The sequence below is a fragment of the Nocardia sp. JCM 34519.1 genome, from assembly GCF_020361265.1.
Taxonomy (GTDB): Bacteria; Actinomycetota; Actinomycetes; order Mycobacteriales; family Mycobacteriaceae; genus Nocardia; species Nocardia arthritidis_A.
Genome location: NZ_JAIRBR010000030.1, coordinates 1 through 14,400, shown reverse-complemented (window position 1 = coordinate 14,400; position 14,400 = coordinate 1). Strand labels below are relative to the sequence as shown.

The following is a 14,400-nucleotide window of genomic DNA, read 5'->3' as shown; positions in this document are numbered from 1 at the left end:
TGACAGACCCGCCGCGCGCTGTCAAACGAACTAGTTCGTTACAATTGCTCGCATGGCCTACGACTCGGCGGCGACCAAAGAACGCATCCTGACCGCGGCGGCCGCCGAATTCGCCGAATACGGCGTCGCGGGCGCGCGGGTCGACCGGATCGCCGCCGCGGCCGAGGCCAACAAGCGTGCGATATACGACTATTTCGGCGATAAGAACAAACTCTTCGCCGCCGTCCTCGAGCGCCTGATGGCCGATCTCGCCGAGGCCGTCCCGCCCGGTGACGATGACCTAACCGCCTACGCCGAACGCCTCTTCGACTATCACCGCGCCCACCCGCAAGCGGTCCGCCTGCTCATGTGGGAGGCCCTCGAAATCGGCGACCAGCCGGTTCCCGCCGAATCGACCCGTGCCGCCCACTACGCCGACAAACTCCGCGCGGCAGCCGCGGGTGATCCGGAGGATGCCGCCACCCGCCTGTTCCTCACCCTCGGCATGGTCGGCTGGTCATTGGCCATGCCACAACTGCGCCGCATGATCCTCGGCGCGGACCACAATCTCGACGATCTGCGGCGCGGGATCGCGGGCGTGGTTCAGGGTATGACCGCGAACCCGTCTGGGCCGCAATGAATTACGATCGCTCCAGCGCACCCTCGAACGCCTGATAGGCCCGCTCGTCGAAGAGTACGAACAGCGCGCGGCGCACGGAAGTCGTTGTGGCGCGCACTGTTTCGATCGCGATGCGGGCTCCGTCATCGATCGGCCACCGATAGATCCCCGTCGAGATGGCGGGGAAGGCCACCGTCTCCGCACCCAATTCGTCCGCGACACGCAAGGATTCGCGATAGCACCCGGCGAGCAGCTCCGATCGGTCCTCGGTGGCCGACCAAACCGGCCCCACCGTATGGATAACCCATCGAGCGGGCAGCAGTCCCGCGGTGGTCGCGACGGCCTGCCCGGTCGGCAGCCCGCGCCCATACCGCGACGCCCGCAGCGCCCGGCATTCCGCCAATATCTCGGGCCCGCCCTTGCGATGAATGGCCCCGTCTACCCCGCCGCCGCCGAGCAGCGACGAGTTGGCCGCGTTCACGATCGCATCCACCCGCTGCTCGGTGATATCACCCAGCGTCAGCGTGATCATCGGATTACCGCTCACCGCACCGACGCTAGCGGATCTGTGCCGTGCGGCAACGGATGACGTTGCCGCACAGCGCATCGGCTCAGAGGAACAGGTCGGTGGTGAGTTCGGCGTCGCCGGGGACGACGCGGTACTTGTCGAGGTCGGTGATGCCGTGTGCGGCCAGCACCTCGTCATCGATGAAGAAATTGCCGGTGGTGTCCTTGGCGGGTGAGGTGAGCACCAAATAGGCGGCATCGGCGTAGATATCCGGGGTGCGGGAGGTCGCGATCATCTGATCGCCGCCGAGCAGGTTGCGCACCGCGGCGGTGGCGATGGTCGTGCGCGGCCACAGCGAGTTGACGCCGATGCCATCGCCCTTCAGTTCCTCCGCCAAACCCAGTGTGGTGAGCGACATTCCGTACTTGGCGATGGTGTAGCCGAGCGAGCTGCCCGCCCATTTGGGATCCAGGTTGAGCGGCGGGGAGAGGGTGAGAATGTGCGGATTGCGACCCTTGGCGGCGGATTCGCGCAGCGCGGGCAGGCTCGACTTGGACAGCAGGAAGCTGCCGCGGCAGTTGATGTCCTGCATCAGGTCGTATTTCTTCATCGACAGCGCGTCGGTCGATGACAGGTCGATGGCCGATGCGTTGTTGACAACGATATCGATCCCGCCGAACCGCTCGATCGTCTGCCGTACCGCCTCGGCAATCGCGTCGTCGTCGCGGACATCGCCGACGAATGGCAGGACCCGTCCGCCCGCCGCCTCCAGCTCGGCGGCCGCGGTATGGATGGTGCCGGGCAGTTTGGGATGCGGCTGGTCGGTCTTGGCGATCAGGGTGATGTTGGCGCCGTCGGCCGCCGCCCGCTTGGCGATCTCCAGGCCGATGCCGCGACTGCCGCCCGACATGATCATCGTCTTACCCGCGAGCGGCTTGGATCCCGGTTCCGTCATTGACCTGCTCCTGTCGTATGTGCCGCGGAGTGTGGCGCCCGCGGCCCGCGCTTGCAGATTAAGCGTAAACGACGGTTCTATGCAATCAGTTGCATAGGTAGTTCGAAAAAGGGCGCCGGGATAACCGGCGCCCCTTCGATCCGCTATGCCATCGCGAGCAGCGTGGGCAAGAAGATCAGCACGATGAGGAGTGCGAAGACGATGAGCATGGCGATCGCGCCGGGCGTCTTCTGCGGAACCGGGCCTATCGCACCCTTGAGGAAGATCAGTGCCGGTGTCCGGTAGTACACCCGCGTGCCCGGTCCGGGTCCGACCTGCACCTGGGTCTGTGCGGGGCCCATATCGAACATCCACGGCGTGGCCACCCACACGTCGTATGTGCCGGGCCCGACCGGAATGTGGTTCGGCCCCCACTGGGTGACCGGAACCGGCTGGCCGTTGATCCGGATCTTCGGCTTCACCAGCGCGAGCATGAACGACATCGGCAGATATGAGGCGTCGATGGTGAGGCCCGGCGGATCGTTCGGTTGCCCGAACTGCCCGTTCTGCTGGCCGAATTGCGCAGGGGGCTGGCCGAATTGACCATTCGGCTGCCCGAACTGCGGCCCCGGCTGACCGAACTGCTGACCCGGTTGCCCGAACTGCGGCGGCGCACCGTACTGCGGCCCGGACGGCGCGAACTGCGGGCCGGTACCCGGCTGGGCGCCGTACGGATTTCCGGCCGGAGGCTGCCCGTACTGCGGCGGATATGGTGCGGGCTGCTGACCGTAGCCCTGGCCGGGTCCGCTGCCCGGATACGACTGACCTGCTGGCGGGAACCCACCGGGTTGATTCATCTATCCCTCCCAGATAGCGATGATGCGTGCCGAATCTACTCCGGTTCGGCCGATTCGGCGCAATCAGCTCTGCCCCTGGTTATCCGGGTCTTTTCGATCGGAGAGCGCCGCTGAGCTACTTACCCGCCGGACCGGTGCGGGAAACCCGCCGCGCGCAATCGCTTTCGCGCGGCGGGTGTCTTACCGTCAGCGGCGAGAGCCGCGATCCCGATAGTTTTGCCGCTGCTGTCTGGCGATAACCTTCCATTCCCGGCTGCGCTCGGCCTGCAGGCGCTTATCGGTTCTGGCGGCCATCCAGGCGTTCTCCCTGGCCAGCTTGCGATAACTGTCGAGCCGGCGCGCCGCGAGCGCGCCACTGTCGAGTGCGGCCGCGATCGCGCAGCCGGGTTCGCCGTTGTGTGCGCAGTCGGCGAATCGGCATTGTGCGGCGAGGGATTCGATATCGCTGAAGGTCTTCTCGATACCGTCGGCCGCATCCCACAGCCCGATCCCGCGCAGTCCCGGCGTATCGATCAACGTGCCGCCCGAGGGCAGCGGCCGCAGTTCCCGATGCACCGTCGTATGCCTGCCCTTCTTATCCACCGCGCGAACCGCGTTGGTGGCGAATACTTCCGCGCCGAGTAGGGCGTTGGCGAGGGTGGATTTACCCGCGCCGGACATGCCGAGCAGTGCGACCGTGCCGTCGAGTAGCGCGGTGAGTACGTCGAGTCCGGCGCCGGTATTCGCGCTGACCGCCACCACCACTGCGCCCGGTGCGACGGCCTGCGCCTCATCCAGTGGAATATGTTGCGCCGCATCGACTTTCGTGAGCACGACGACCGGCTGGGCATTGCTTTCCCAGACCAGCGCGAGCATCCGTTCCAGCCGTCCGAGATCGAGATCGGCGTCGGCGGCAACGCAGATCAGCACCGTATCGACGTTCGCGGCGAGCACCTGCGGTTCCGAACGCCGCGACGCGGTGGCCCGGACGATCGCCGACCGGCGCGGAAGTAGTTGCCGTACCGCGTTTTCCGAATCGATGCCAACCCAGTCGCCGGTGCACAGCCCGTTGATCTCCGAGTCCGGCCGCGGACATATGGCTCGCGCCGGACCGCTCGGGGTGACGACATCGCATTCGCTGCGGTCCATTCGGACGATTCGCGCGGGAACGCAACGCTCCTCGAGTAACGAATCGTATTCGGCGGCAACGGATTCGGTCCAGCCATAGGGAATGAGAAGGTCGTAGTCGACCATTTGGGAACAGGTCCTTCGTCGGGCGCCGAGCCCGACACCGGACTCAGCGAGATGAGTGTGGAGTGGAGGTTCGTGCGGCGGGCGCGGCCCGGCCAGGCACGACAATCCGAATAGTCCGCGTCACGATCCACACCTCCTCACCTCTCGAAGCGACCCGACCACTCTCGCAAAGGCTCCGGATACGCGCAATCCATTTTTCAGTCGTCGGCCTGCAGCATGGCCAGATACGACCCGGGCGTCGGTACCAGCGGCTCGCCGTCGAGCATGATCTTCGGCCGGATCCGCCCGGTGAACGTGGTGCGCAACCACGGGATATAGACGGTGGTGCCGAGCGGCAACGCGAGAAACGGTGTCACGAACGGCATCTTGTCCGTCAGCCGGTAGAGCGTCATCCAATCCGATTTGGTGTGCTCGTGCTTATCGATGCACGGCACATGCCAACCGGAATCCTCCACCTCCAGCGGCTCCTTGCGGCTCAATACGAAAACCGAGGTCTCCAGGCCGCACGGACGAACAGCGACGAGCTGGCTCGGTTTCGGGAAGACCAGCCGGCTGGTCAGGTCGACGCTGGCCGCGACCTCGCGCTGATACCAGAGATCGCGCAGTGTCCGATCCACCTGTTCGGACCACGTGTTCAGGCCGGTCCGCTCGGCCAGCCCGAGCGTCGTATCGGGGCGTTCGATCACCTGCAGGGTCGACCAGCCGATATCGAGCGTCTTACCCGGCCGGAAGCGGGAACCGTGTGCGACCGCGTCCTCCAGGTAGCTGAGCAGCCAACGGTCGTATCCCGGAATGATCGGGCCTGCGACGATGATCGTGAACTCCGGATGGCCGTGCGCGGCACAAGCCGTAGTCCGCAGCGGTTCACTCATGCGCAGAGTTTGCCTCAGCCGTAGTAGCGGCCGTTCAGTCGGGCTTGCCGAATTGTTCGTGCCTGCCCAGCGAGCGCAGGTGGAACCATTCGCGCAACCCGGCCGGATCGCGGCGGGTGACCAGGAAGAACCAGGAGAAGCGAATCCATTCCTGCGGAAGGAGTTTGCGCATACCCGGCTGGGACATGAGGTAGCCGCGGTTGCGATAGGTGAAGTAGCGCTTGACCGGATCGTCCGGGTACTGGGTGTGCATGCGGCCGCCCAGAATCGGTTTGAACTCCGCCGCGCCGTTCGGATGCAGATATGCGGTTTGCAGGCAGGTGCCGAACGGCAGCCCGGACCGGACCAGGCGCCGGTGCACCTCCACCTCGTCGCCGCGCACGAATAGCCGCAGATCCGGAACACCGATCAGGTCAACGGCTTTCGCGGAGATCAGCGCGCCGTTGAACAGCGATGCGATACCGGGCAGGAAGTCGTCGTCGCCGAGTTCGGAGCGCAGCCGCCGCCACACGACGCCGCGGCGCAGCGGGAAGGCCAGCCGATCGGGATCGTCGATATCGCAGACCACCGGCGATACCTCGGCGAGCCCATGGCGGGCAGCGCAATTCAGCAGGGTGGCCAGCACCTCGGCGCCCTCCGGCCTGCCGTCGTCGTCGGCCAGCCACACCCAGTCGGCGCCCTGGGTCAGCGCGTGCAGGATGCCGAGCGCGAAACCGCCTGCCCCGCCTAGGTTGTGCGCCGAACCGAGATAGGTCGATTCGATCGGCTGCTCCCGCACCAGATCCGCGACCTCGGACTCGTTGGCATTGTCGACCACGATCAGGTGATCCACCGGCCTGGACTGGGAGACAACGGCTTTCAGCGATTCCGCGAGCAGGTCACGCCGCTTGTGGGTGACGACGACGGCGATGATCCGCGCATCCGCACCGGTATTCGTCGGCTCGAACACCGCGATATCCGGCTCGTACTGCGCCACCGCAGCTTTCGTCGAATCCGCCGCAGCATCGGCTGAGTCGACCGGGACCCGCGCCCCTGCCTCGATCGGGGCGTCCTGCCCGGTCGGCTCGCTCATACCTGGTTCTTCTCCAGTTCTCGTTCGGTATCCGTCTCGACCAGCGCCGCGGCCGCGCGCTCGGCCTCCATTTCGCGCAGGATGGTCGCGACGTGATTTCCGGCGTCGGGACCCTCATAGGCGCGCACCACTTCTTCGATGCCGCCGCGCAAACGGATCTGGCCGTGGTCGATCCACAGCGCCGAATCACAGAGTTGAGCGAGGAATTCGTTGGAATGGCTGGCGAACACCAGTATGCCCGACCGGGCCACCAACTCCTGCAACCGAAGTCGCGCCTTCTTCATGAATTCCGCGTCCACCGCGCCGATTCCCTCGTCCAGCAGCAGGATCTCCGGATCGATCGAGGTGACGACGCCCATCGCCAACCGCACCCGCATACCGTGGGAATAGGTGCGCAGCGGCATCGACAGATATTCGCCGAGTTCGGTGAAATCGGCGATCTCATCGATCTTGGACAGCATCTGCTTACGGGTCTGCCCGAGGAACAGGCCGCGGATGATGATGTTCTCGTAGCCGGAGATTTCCGGATCCATACCGACCCCGAGATCGAACACCGGCGCCACCCGGCCGCGAACCCGGGCGCTGCCGCGCGTGGGTTCGTAGATACCGGAAAGCAGTCGCAGCAGCGTGGATTTACCCGCGCCGTTGTGTCCGACCAGGCCGACCCGGTCGCCCTCCTTCAGCGAAAGGTTGATGTCGCGCAGCGCCTCCACCACGACGACATCGGACTGGTTGCGCCCGATCGCGCCGCCCGCCTTGCCGAGGAACGCCTTTTTCAGCGACCGCGATTTCGCGTCGAAGATCGGGAACTCCACCCACGCCTGGCGGGTTTCGATACTCACACCATCAGTCATCAGGGCCAACGCTCCTATACCCAGTACGGCACGCGCGAACGGTACTGCCGCATTGCGAAGATCGCCACGATCCAGCCGACCACGGTGATCGTCAGCACGATCGCCCAGTGCCGCAGCGCCTGCGGTTCACCGAGCAGCGGGGCGCGCACGATTTCCAGATAGTGATAGGTCGGCACGATCTCGACCAGCCTGGCCCGGCTACTGCCCCCATTGACATGCGACGCCAGGGCCTGGGCCTTCCACATCACCGGGGTGAGTACGAACAGCATCAACGTGGTGCTGCTGAGGATGGGCGCGATATCGCGGTAGCGGGTGCTGAAAATGCCGAACACGATCGACACCCACATCGAATTGAGGAATATCAGCACGATCGCCGGAATGGCGAGCAGGCTGGCCGGGCTCAGATGCCGCCAAACCCCGAACACCGCGAGCAGCACCGCATAAATGACGATGTTGTGCGCGAAGAACAGCAATTGCCGCCACACCAGCCGATAGATGTGCACGCTCAACGCCGACGGAAGTTGTTTGATCAGGCCCTCATTGGCGATGAAGACCTCGGAGCCCTCGATGATGCTCGCATTGATCACATTCCAGATGATCAGGCCGATCGTCACATAGGGCAGATAGTCGCCCAGCGGACTGTTGAACAGGGTCGCGTAGAGCAGACCCATGGCCGACGCCTGTACGGCGGTGGCGATTGTGATCCAGAACGGTCCGAGCACCGATCGCCGATACCGCTGCTTGATGTCCTGCCAGCCCAGCGACAGCCAGAGCTCGCGCTGTGCGAAACCGTCGCGTAGGTCCTTGAACGCGCGGTGGAAGGTCTGCGAATCCGACACCAGCGGCTCGGGATTCGTCGGCTCGGCCGCGGCGGGCTCGGCCGCCGCCTTCTCTTTCACCGAATTCTCGTCTGTACGCACGGGGCTCTCATCCGAATGCACTTGGCTCTGATCGGGACGCTGCGCATCCTTCCCGGGAATCGAGTCGGAGCGAGCGGCAGCGGCGGGCACGGTGCTCGACACTACCTTGGCAAATCTCCACCGACCCGTGCGGCACACGCGGGTCGGTGGACACCATTGCTTCGATTGTGGCGCGCGGCCGTCGGCATCGTTTCTACCGCGTTGCCGCCCGGTCGCACAGATCCCGAATCTCGGGTCACAAATATTGTCCCGAACCGCCGGAAACCGGGCCGGACTGGCCACCGCGCGGGTCGTGTGCGTGAATTCCGGGCGGCAGCGCGCCCTGGCGCATCTGCTCCAGCTGGGCCCGTGCGGCCATCTGCTGAGCGAACAACGCGGTCTGGATGCCGTGGAACAGACCCTCCAGCCAGCCGACCAGCTGCGCCTGGGCGATGCGGAGTTCGGCATCGGAGGGAATCGCGTCGTCGCTGAACGGTAGCGCGAGGCGCTCGAGCTCCTCGCGCAGATCGGGGGCCAGGCCCTGTTCCAGCTCGCGGATCGATGATTTGTGGATTTCGCGCAGCCGGGTGCGGCTGGCGTCATCGAGCGGAGCCGCGCGCACCTCTTCGAGCAGCTGTTTGATCATCGTTCCGATGCGCATCACCTTCGCGGGTTGTTCGACCATATCCGCGAGGGATTCGCCGGAGTCGTCGCGCTCGTCCGGGTTGTCCTTATCCTTCTGACTCTTATCGCTGTCGGTCACCACCTGTGCGGTGAGGGGAGTGTCCGACACCGCATCCGCGGGGATGATCAACGGCCGGCCCTCGGGTCCGATCACGACGATGGAGTCCGGAGTCTCATCCGATTGCGTCATGGTCCCTATCATGTCGTGTCACCGCGGAACGCGCTAAGCCCGGTGGTCGGGGAGGGTTACGCAGGCTCGGCCGCTGCCCTTAGAGTGGCCAGCATGACTTACGACGTCGCGCGGGTTCGGGGCCTGATACCGTCCCTGGGCGACGGTTGGATTCATCTGGATCCGCAGTCCGGAATGCTGGTCCCGGATTCGGTATCCCGTGCCGTCTCAACGGGTTTCCGTACTTCCGCGTTCTCGCACATCGGCAGGCACGGCGCCGCGATGCGCAGCGCGGCCATCGTCGACGCGGCGCGCGAGGCGGTCGCGGATCTGGTCGGCGGCGATCCCGCGGGCGTGGTACTCGGACCAGACCGCGCGGTTTTATTGGCCTGGCTCGCCGAATCGCTCAGCTCCCGGCTCGGGCTCGGCACCGGCATCGTGCTGTCCCGGCTCGACGACGAGGCCAATGTCGCGCCCTGGCTGCGCATCGCCAATCGCTATGGCGCGCACGTGCGTTGGGCCGAGGTGGAGATCGAAACATGTGAAATGCCGTCATGGCAATTCGAGGAGCTGATCGGACCGACGGCGCGCCTGGTCGCGCTCACGGCGGCCTCCCCGATCGTCGGCTCGGCGCCCGCGGTCCGGGTGGCCGCCGACCGCGTGCACGAGGTCGGCGGCCTGCTCGTCGCCGACTGCTTCGGCGCCGCGCCGTACGCGCTCATCGATATCGACGAACTCAATGCCGACGTGATCGCGGTCAGCGCGCCGGCGTGGGGCGGCCCGCAGATCGGCGCGCTGGTGTTCCGGGATCCGGCCTTCCTGGACCGGATTCCGTCGATGTCGTTGAACCCCTATGCGAAAGGTGCGGAACGGCTCGAGGTCGGCGGCCACCAGTACGCGCTGCTCGCGGGGCTCACCACCTCCATCGACTACCTCGCCGGGCTCGACGAACGAGCCCGCGGCAGCCGCCGTGAACGGCTCGAAATCTCCATCACCTCACTGCAGGACTACCACGACCAGCTCTTCGAGCATCTGATGGAAGTGCTGGACAAGATCCCGAACCTCACCGTCATCGGGCGGGCCTCCACCCGCATTCCGACCGTCAGCTTCACCATGGCGGGCATGCAGGCGGAGAAGGTCGCGGCCAAACTCGCCGACAATCGGATCGGCACCGTCAGCGGGGTGCACGGCGGCAGCAGGCTGCTCGACGCACTCGGCGTGAACGACGAAGGCGGGGCGGTCACCATCGGACTCGCCCCCTACACAACGAGATTCGAGATCGACCAGCTCGGCCGCGCCCTCACCGCGCTGGAGTAGTCACTCGTCGCGGATCCGCAGCACCACCTTGCCGAAAGCGCCCGAGGCATCGAGCAGACGATGCGCCTCGGCCGCATCGGCAATCGGGATTTCGGCATCGATCACCGGGACGACGCTGCCGTCGGCGATCAGCGGCCAGACGCGTTTGCGTAGTTCGGCGATGATCTCGGCCTTGCTGCCGGTGCCGGTGGCCGGGCGGTTACGCACGTTGGTGGCGTGGATGCTGCCCCATTTGCGAAGCAGCGCACCGAGATTCAATTCGCCACTGGCCCCGCCCTGCATTCCGATCACCACCAGGTGGCCGTGCGGTGCCAGCGCGTCGACATTGCGGGCCAGATATGCCGCGCCCATCACGTCGAGAATCACGTCCGCACCAGGACCCTGCGCGCGCACCGCCTCGACGAAATCGTCCTCCCGATAGTTGATCAACACCTGGGCGCCCAATTCCGCACAGCGCCGCAGCTTTTCGGCCGAACCCGCGGTCACCGCGACCCGCGCGCCGAGACTTTTCGCGATCTGGATCGCATGGGTGCCGATACCGCTGCCGCCGCCGTGGATCAGCAACAGCTGTCCGGCGTGCAGGCCCGCGGTCATCACCAGGTTCGACCACACCGTCGCGGCCACCTCCGGAAGTCCGGCCGCCGCGGCGAGATCCAGTCCGTCGGGGACCGGCAGCAGTTGGGTCGCGGGCACGACAACCCGTTCGGCATAGCCGCCGCCGGACAGCAGCGCGCACACCCGGTCGCCGACTCGCCAGTCGCGCACCCCATCGCCGAGTTCGGCGACGACACCGGAACACTCGAGGCCCATGATCGGGCTCGCGCCCGGCGGGGGTGGGTAAAAGCCTTGGCGCTGAAGCAGATCCGCGCGGTTCACGCCGGCCGCCAGCACGTCGATCAGCACCTCGCCGTGTCCGGGCGCCGGATCCGGCGCCTCGGTCCACACCATTACCTCTGGTCCACCGAAACCGTTCAGCTCTATTGCGCGCACCACTCCAGCCTGCCGTATTCGCGACACCGCCGGGTTCGCGGCACGCCGTATCCGGTGCCACCATGATGTGGTGCGTATCGAGCGGACCGACCTCGCCGATGTCCTGGTGCTCACGCCCGAGCCGTTCCGCGACGAACGCGGCCTGTTCACCAGAACCTTCGACGCGGACCTCTTCGACGCGTACCTGGGCGCGCCGGGTACGGCGGCATCGTTCGTCCAGGATTCCCAATCCCGTTCGGTGCGCGGCGTCATCCGGGGCATGCACGGTCGCGCCGGCCGCGGGGAGGCGAAACTGGTCCGCTGCGCGCACGGTGCGGTGCACGACGTGCTCGTCGATATCCGGCCCGGTTCACCGACATTCGGTGAATGGCGGTCATTCCTGTTGGACGACAACGAATTTCGTCACCTATATGTGCCGCCGGGCTACCTGCACGGCTTTCAGGCGCTGACCGAGATCGCCGACGTCTGCTACCGGATCGACCGGCCGCACGATCCGGCCGAAGATCTCGGCGTCGCGTACCACGACCCCGACCTCGCGATCGAATGGCCGCTGCCGGTCACCGCGGTCTCCCAGCGCGACGCCCGCGCGGGCAGCTGGGCGAATCTCGTCCAGCTGCTGACAGCCGGTCGGTGAACCGCCAAGCCGATCGAGAGCGCCCGCGCGACAACATATTCGGCAATGCCTGCGCCAACGGGGGAAACACGCTAGCGTTCGGGTGGTGAGCAGCGTTTTCGTCGACTTCCAGAACGAAATCTACCTGGGCGGTCTCGGCGGGCTGATGCCCGAATTGCCAATGACGGCCGAGGGTTTGGCGCGGCGAGCCGAACAGGTGCTGGATCCGGCGGTCTACGCATACATCGCGGGCAGCGCCTCGGCCGAGCGCACCGCGGCCGCCAACCTCTCCGCCTTCGACCGGTACCGGATCCTGCCGCGAATGCTGCGCGGCACCACCGGCACCGGGGCGCGGGACCTCACGGTCGAAGTGCTCGGCACCAAATTGGCGGCGCCCGTGCTCACCGCGCCCATCGGCGTACTCGAACTGCTGCACAAGGACGGCGAAACCGCCGTCGCCGAAACCACCAAGGAACTCGGCATCGGCATGGTGCTCTCCACCGCGGCATCCACCGCCATCGAAGACGTCGGCGCCGTAGCCGGCGACTGGTGGTACCAGCTCTACTGGCCCAACGACGACGAACTGGCCCGCTCGCTGGTAACCCGTGCGGAACGGGCGGGCGCCAAGGCGATCGTCGTCACCGTCGACACCCCGAGCATGGGCTGGCGGCCGCGCGACCTCGAACTCGCGCACCTGCCCTTCCTGCGCGGCAAGGGCATCGCGAACTACCTGTCCGATCCGGTCTTCCGCGCGAAACTTGGCACCGCACCGGAAGACAGCGAGCAGGCCATGCAGTTGGCGGTGCTCACCTGGATCAACCTCTTCGGCAACCACACGCTGCAGCCAGCCGACATCGGCAGGCTGCGGGAATGGACCACACTGCCCATCGCGGTGAAAGGCATCCAACATCCCGACGATGCGCGCCTCGTCGTCGACGCGGGCGCCGACGGAGTGATCGTCAGCAACCACGGCGGCCGACAAGTGGACGGGGCCGTCGGCTCGCTCGACGCACTGCCCGCGGTGGTCGCCTCCGTCGGCGATCGCGCGGACATACTGTTCGACTCCGGCATCCGCACCGGATCCGACGCGCTGATCGCCTTGGCGCTCGGCGCGAAAGCAGTGCTCTACGGCAGGCCGTGGACCTACGGCCTCGGCATCGCCGGCCGCGACGGAGTGCGACACGCACTGCGCATCCTGCTCGCCGACCTCGACGCGACCCTCGGATTATCCGGCTACGGGAAAGTCAGCGAGCTGGACCGCTCACTGCTCGCCGCCGTCCGCTGACCACATCGTGCCTGCTCGGAGCATTAGAATGACCGGCGTGCATCCCGAACCGAACGGTCGCACGGACGCCGAACCCAACTGGCTGACACCCGCGCAACAACGCGCGTGGCGCGCCTATATGGATGGACATCAGCGCCTGATGACGGCGCTGAACCGGCAATTACAGCGCGACTCCGACCTCAGCGTCGCCGAATACCGGATCCTGGTCCTACTGTCCGAAGCGCCCGACCGTTCACTGCGAATGAGCGAACTGGCCGACGGCGTACTGTCCTCGCGCAGCAGACTCACCCACCAGATCCGCCGGCTCGAAGCACAACGAATGGTGCGCCGCAACACCTGCCTCGAAGACGGCCGCGGCGTACTCGCCGAACTCACCGACGAAGGTATGCGCCGACTCGCCGCCGCCGCACCCGGCCACGTCGACGCGGTCCGCCGCGACTTCATCGACCTGCTCACCCCCGCCCAACTAGAGGTCATCGGCGACGTTTTCGGCCGCATCGACGCAGAGATCGCCCGGCGCGGCGATTAACCGGTCCGCTACCATCGGGATCCTGGAGACGTGGCAGAGCGGCCGAATGCACTCGCCTTGAAAGCGAGCGTCGCGAGAGCGACCGGGGGTTCAAATCCCTCCGTCTCCGCCCGCTGCACTCGTCGGTGGCCCATGCCCATGGAGGGCATGGGCCTTTCTCGTTTCGCTCGTTTTTGTGGGGGCGAAGCCCCCACGCCCCGCCCGGCGGGCTTCGCCCCCGGACCCCCTTCCCTGTGTCGGTTGTTCGGATAGGTGAACTGGTTGCGGGGGGCGACCTTTCGGTTGTGGTTGCGTTTGGTCGGGTGGGTGGACCTTGGTCTTCGTTCTTTCTGGACCGTTTGGTGGTTCCGGGTCGTCTCGCGTGGGCGCGTTGTGGTCGGTGCTCGATTGGGCCACCGTATTGGCCTTCATCTATACGGATCGGCTGCTGCGGAGGGCGTTGCTTGGTTGCGCGGCTGTGGGGGAGAAGTGGGGTGTGGCAACGGGATTGGGGTGGTCTGGGTCACATTTGTCCGGATTGGCGTGGGGTTGGGGTGGTTTGGGGAGCGTTGAACTGGGAAGACGCGGCGTATCCAGGGGATTTGACGCGGTGTTCTTCTCCGCGTAACTTATTCCAGGTCAGAGCGACACGGACACCGACCCGGGGCCCAGAGCAGCAGAAACGCTGAGCGAACGGCCTAGGGAAACGAGGTAGGACGAGGAGCGCCTGGCGATCAGCTGGTCCCGATTTTTACCTAGCTTACGGCTGGGTGTATGGTTGGGTCTCGCTGAAGGACCTTGCTTCACCGATCAATCGAGTAAGTCTCGGGCGATGGTGTGTGCGTGTGTTCTTTGAGAACTCAATAGTGTGTCGATGAATGTCAGTGCCAAATATTTTGGTTCTGTTCCTCATACCCCCGTGTGAGGGATGGACATTTTTTGTCAGCTAATTTCCGGCTGGCGTTTATAGTTAGGTTTTCGGACTCTGGTTCGAGATACTTTTGATT

At 65.7% G+C, this 14,400-nt stretch carries 15 protein-coding genes and 1 tRNA gene; 6 read left to right on the top strand and 10 right to left on the bottom strand.

Translation table 11 applies throughout. The features are described from left to right. Window positions 1–52: 52 nt before the first annotated feature. Window positions 53–619 carry a TetR family transcriptional regulator gene (locus LGY53_RS40280; protein WP_225731931.1) on the top strand — a complete coding sequence of 189 codons (567 nt, stop codon included), beginning with the start codon at window positions 53–55 and terminating at the stop codon, window positions 617–619. Window position 620: 1 nt separating this feature from the next. On the opposite strand, the gene LGY53_RS40275 is transcribed toward LGY53_RS40280, so the two are convergent. From LGY53_RS40275 to LGY53_RS40235, 9 genes are all read right to left on the bottom strand, one after another. After that, complete coding sequence (locus LGY53_RS40275; protein ID WP_225731990.1) at window positions 621–1,130, bottom strand: O-acetyl-ADP-ribose deacetylase; 510 nt, start codon at window positions 1,128–1,130, stop codon at window positions 621–623. A 79-nt stretch (window positions 1,131–1,209) separates the two neighbouring features. After that, window positions 1,210–2,061, bottom strand: coding sequence for an NAD(P)-dependent oxidoreductase (locus LGY53_RS40270; protein ID WP_225731930.1), 852 nt, complete (start codon window positions 2,059–2,061; stop codon window positions 1,210–1,212). Between the two features lie 143 nt (window positions 2,062–2,204). Then, window positions 2,205–2,897 carry a hypothetical protein gene (locus LGY53_RS40265; protein WP_225731929.1) on the bottom strand — a complete coding sequence of 231 codons (693 nt, stop codon included), beginning with the start codon at window positions 2,895–2,897 and terminating at the stop codon, window positions 2,205–2,207. A 186-nt stretch (window positions 2,898–3,083) separates the two neighbouring features. Next, window positions 3,084–4,130 (bottom strand): ribosome small subunit-dependent GTPase A, encoded by a 1,047-nt coding sequence (gene rsgA, locus LGY53_RS40260; RefSeq protein WP_225731928.1) that lies wholly within the window; start codon window positions 4,128–4,130, stop codon window positions 3,084–3,086. Between the two features lie 197 nt (window positions 4,131–4,327). Further along, a complete protein-coding gene (locus tag LGY53_RS40255) occupies window positions 4,328–5,002 on the bottom strand; it encodes a hypothetical protein (RefSeq protein ID WP_167471439.1) in 675 nt (224 codons plus the stop codon). 34 nt (window positions 5,003–5,036) lie between these two features. Further along, a complete protein-coding gene (locus LGY53_RS40250; RefSeq protein WP_225731927.1) occupies window positions 5,037–6,074 on the bottom strand; it encodes a glycosyltransferase in 1,038 nt (345 codons plus the stop codon). After that, entirely contained in the window at window positions 6,071–6,928 is an 858-nt protein-coding gene (locus tag LGY53_RS40245; protein WP_225731926.1) for an ABC transporter ATP-binding protein, read from the bottom strand. Before LGY53_RS40245 ends, LGY53_RS40250 begins: the two co-directional genes overlap by 4 nt. A 14-nt stretch (window positions 6,929–6,942) precedes the next feature. Continuing rightward, on the bottom strand, window positions 6,943–7,770 hold the full coding sequence (locus LGY53_RS40240; protein ID WP_225731989.1) for an ABC transporter permease: 828 nt from the start codon (window positions 7,768–7,770) through the stop codon (window positions 6,943–6,945). Window positions 7,771–8,083: 313 nt separating this feature from the next. After that, window positions 8,084–8,701 carry a bacterial proteasome activator family protein gene (locus LGY53_RS40235; RefSeq protein WP_225731925.1) on the bottom strand — a complete coding sequence of 206 codons (618 nt, stop codon included), beginning with the start codon at window positions 8,699–8,701 and terminating at the stop codon, window positions 8,084–8,086. Window positions 8,702–8,794: 93 nt separating this feature from the next. Here LGY53_RS40235 and LGY53_RS40230 point away from each other — a divergent pair, with 93 nt between their 5' ends. Next, on the top strand, window positions 8,795–9,997 hold the full coding sequence (locus LGY53_RS40230; protein WP_225731924.1) for a cysteine desulfurase-like protein: 1,203 nt from the start codon (window positions 8,795–8,797) through the stop codon (window positions 9,995–9,997). Here the strand turns inward: LGY53_RS40230 and LGY53_RS40225 are convergent, their stop codons facing one another. Then, a complete protein-coding gene (locus LGY53_RS40225; protein WP_225731923.1) occupies window positions 9,998–10,987 on the bottom strand; it encodes a zinc-binding dehydrogenase in 990 nt (329 codons plus the stop codon). A 70-nt stretch (window positions 10,988–11,057) separates the two neighbouring features. On the opposite strand from LGY53_RS40225, the gene rfbC reads away from it, so the two are divergent. The 4 genes from rfbC to LGY53_RS40205 all read left to right on the top strand — a co-directional run bounded on the left by rfbC (window position 11,058) and on the right by LGY53_RS40205 (window position 13,523). Further along, window positions 11,058–11,621, top strand: a complete 564-nt coding sequence (gene rfbC, locus LGY53_RS40220) for a dTDP-4-dehydrorhamnose 3,5-epimerase (RefSeq protein WP_225731922.1) — start codon at window positions 11,058–11,060, stop codon at window positions 11,619–11,621. 145 nt (window positions 11,622–11,766) lie between these two features. After that, window positions 11,767–12,885 carry an alpha-hydroxy-acid oxidizing protein gene (locus LGY53_RS40215; protein WP_225731988.1) on the top strand — a complete coding sequence of 373 codons (1,119 nt, stop codon included), beginning with the start codon at window positions 11,767–11,769 and terminating at the stop codon, window positions 12,883–12,885. 28 nt (window positions 12,886–12,913) lie between these two features. Further along, the gene (locus tag LGY53_RS40210) at window positions 12,914–13,414 is read left to right on the top strand and encodes a MarR family winged helix-turn-helix transcriptional regulator (RefSeq protein WP_225731921.1); all 501 of its coding nucleotides are present in this window, start codon (window positions 12,914–12,916) and stop codon (window positions 13,412–13,414) included. 24 nt (window positions 13,415–13,438) lie between these two features. Continuing rightward, window positions 13,439–13,523: transfer RNA gene (locus tag LGY53_RS40205), tRNA-Ser, on the top strand. Window positions 13,524–14,400 lie beyond the last annotated feature (877 nt).

Coding starts and splice junctions, on each gene's coding strand:
- LGY53_RS40280 (WP_225731931.1), top strand. CDS start 53: ATGGCCTACGACTCGGCGGCGACCAAAGAACGCATCCTGACCGCGGCG.
- LGY53_RS40275 (WP_225731990.1), bottom strand. CDS start 1,130: ATGATCACGCTGACGCTGGGTGATATCACCGAGCAGCGGGTGGATGCG.
- LGY53_RS40270 (WP_225731930.1), bottom strand. CDS start 2,061: ATGACGGAACCGGGATCCAAGCCGCTCGCGGGTAAGACGATGATCATG.
- LGY53_RS40265 (WP_225731929.1), bottom strand. CDS start 2,897: ATGAATCAACCCGGTGGGTTCCCGCCAGCAGGTCAGTCGTATCCGGGC.
- rsgA (WP_225731928.1), bottom strand. CDS start 4,130: ATGGTCGACTACGACCTTCTCATTCCCTATGGCTGGACCGAATCCGTT.
- LGY53_RS40255 (WP_167471439.1), bottom strand. CDS start 5,002: ATGAGTGAACCGCTGCGGACTACGGCTTGTGCCGCGCACGGCCATCCG.
- LGY53_RS40250 (WP_225731927.1), bottom strand. CDS start 6,074: ATGAGCGAGCCGACCGGGCAGGACGCCCCGATCGAGGCAGGGGCGCGG.
- LGY53_RS40245 (WP_225731926.1), bottom strand. CDS start 6,928: ATGACTGATGGTGTGAGTATCGAAACCCGCCAGGCGTGGGTGGAGTTC.
- LGY53_RS40235 (WP_225731925.1), bottom strand. CDS start 8,701: ATGACGCAATCGGATGAGACTCCGGACTCCATCGTCGTGATCGGACCC.
- LGY53_RS40230 (WP_225731924.1), top strand. CDS start 8,795: ATGACTTACGACGTCGCGCGGGTTCGGGGCCTGATACCGTCCCTGGGC.
- LGY53_RS40215 (WP_225731988.1), top strand. CDS start 11,767: ATGCCCGAATTGCCAATGACGGCCGAGGGTTTGGCGCGGCGAGCCGAA.
- LGY53_RS40210 (WP_225731921.1), top strand. CDS start 12,914: ATGACCGGCGTGCATCCCGAACCGAACGGTCGCACGGACGCCGAACCC.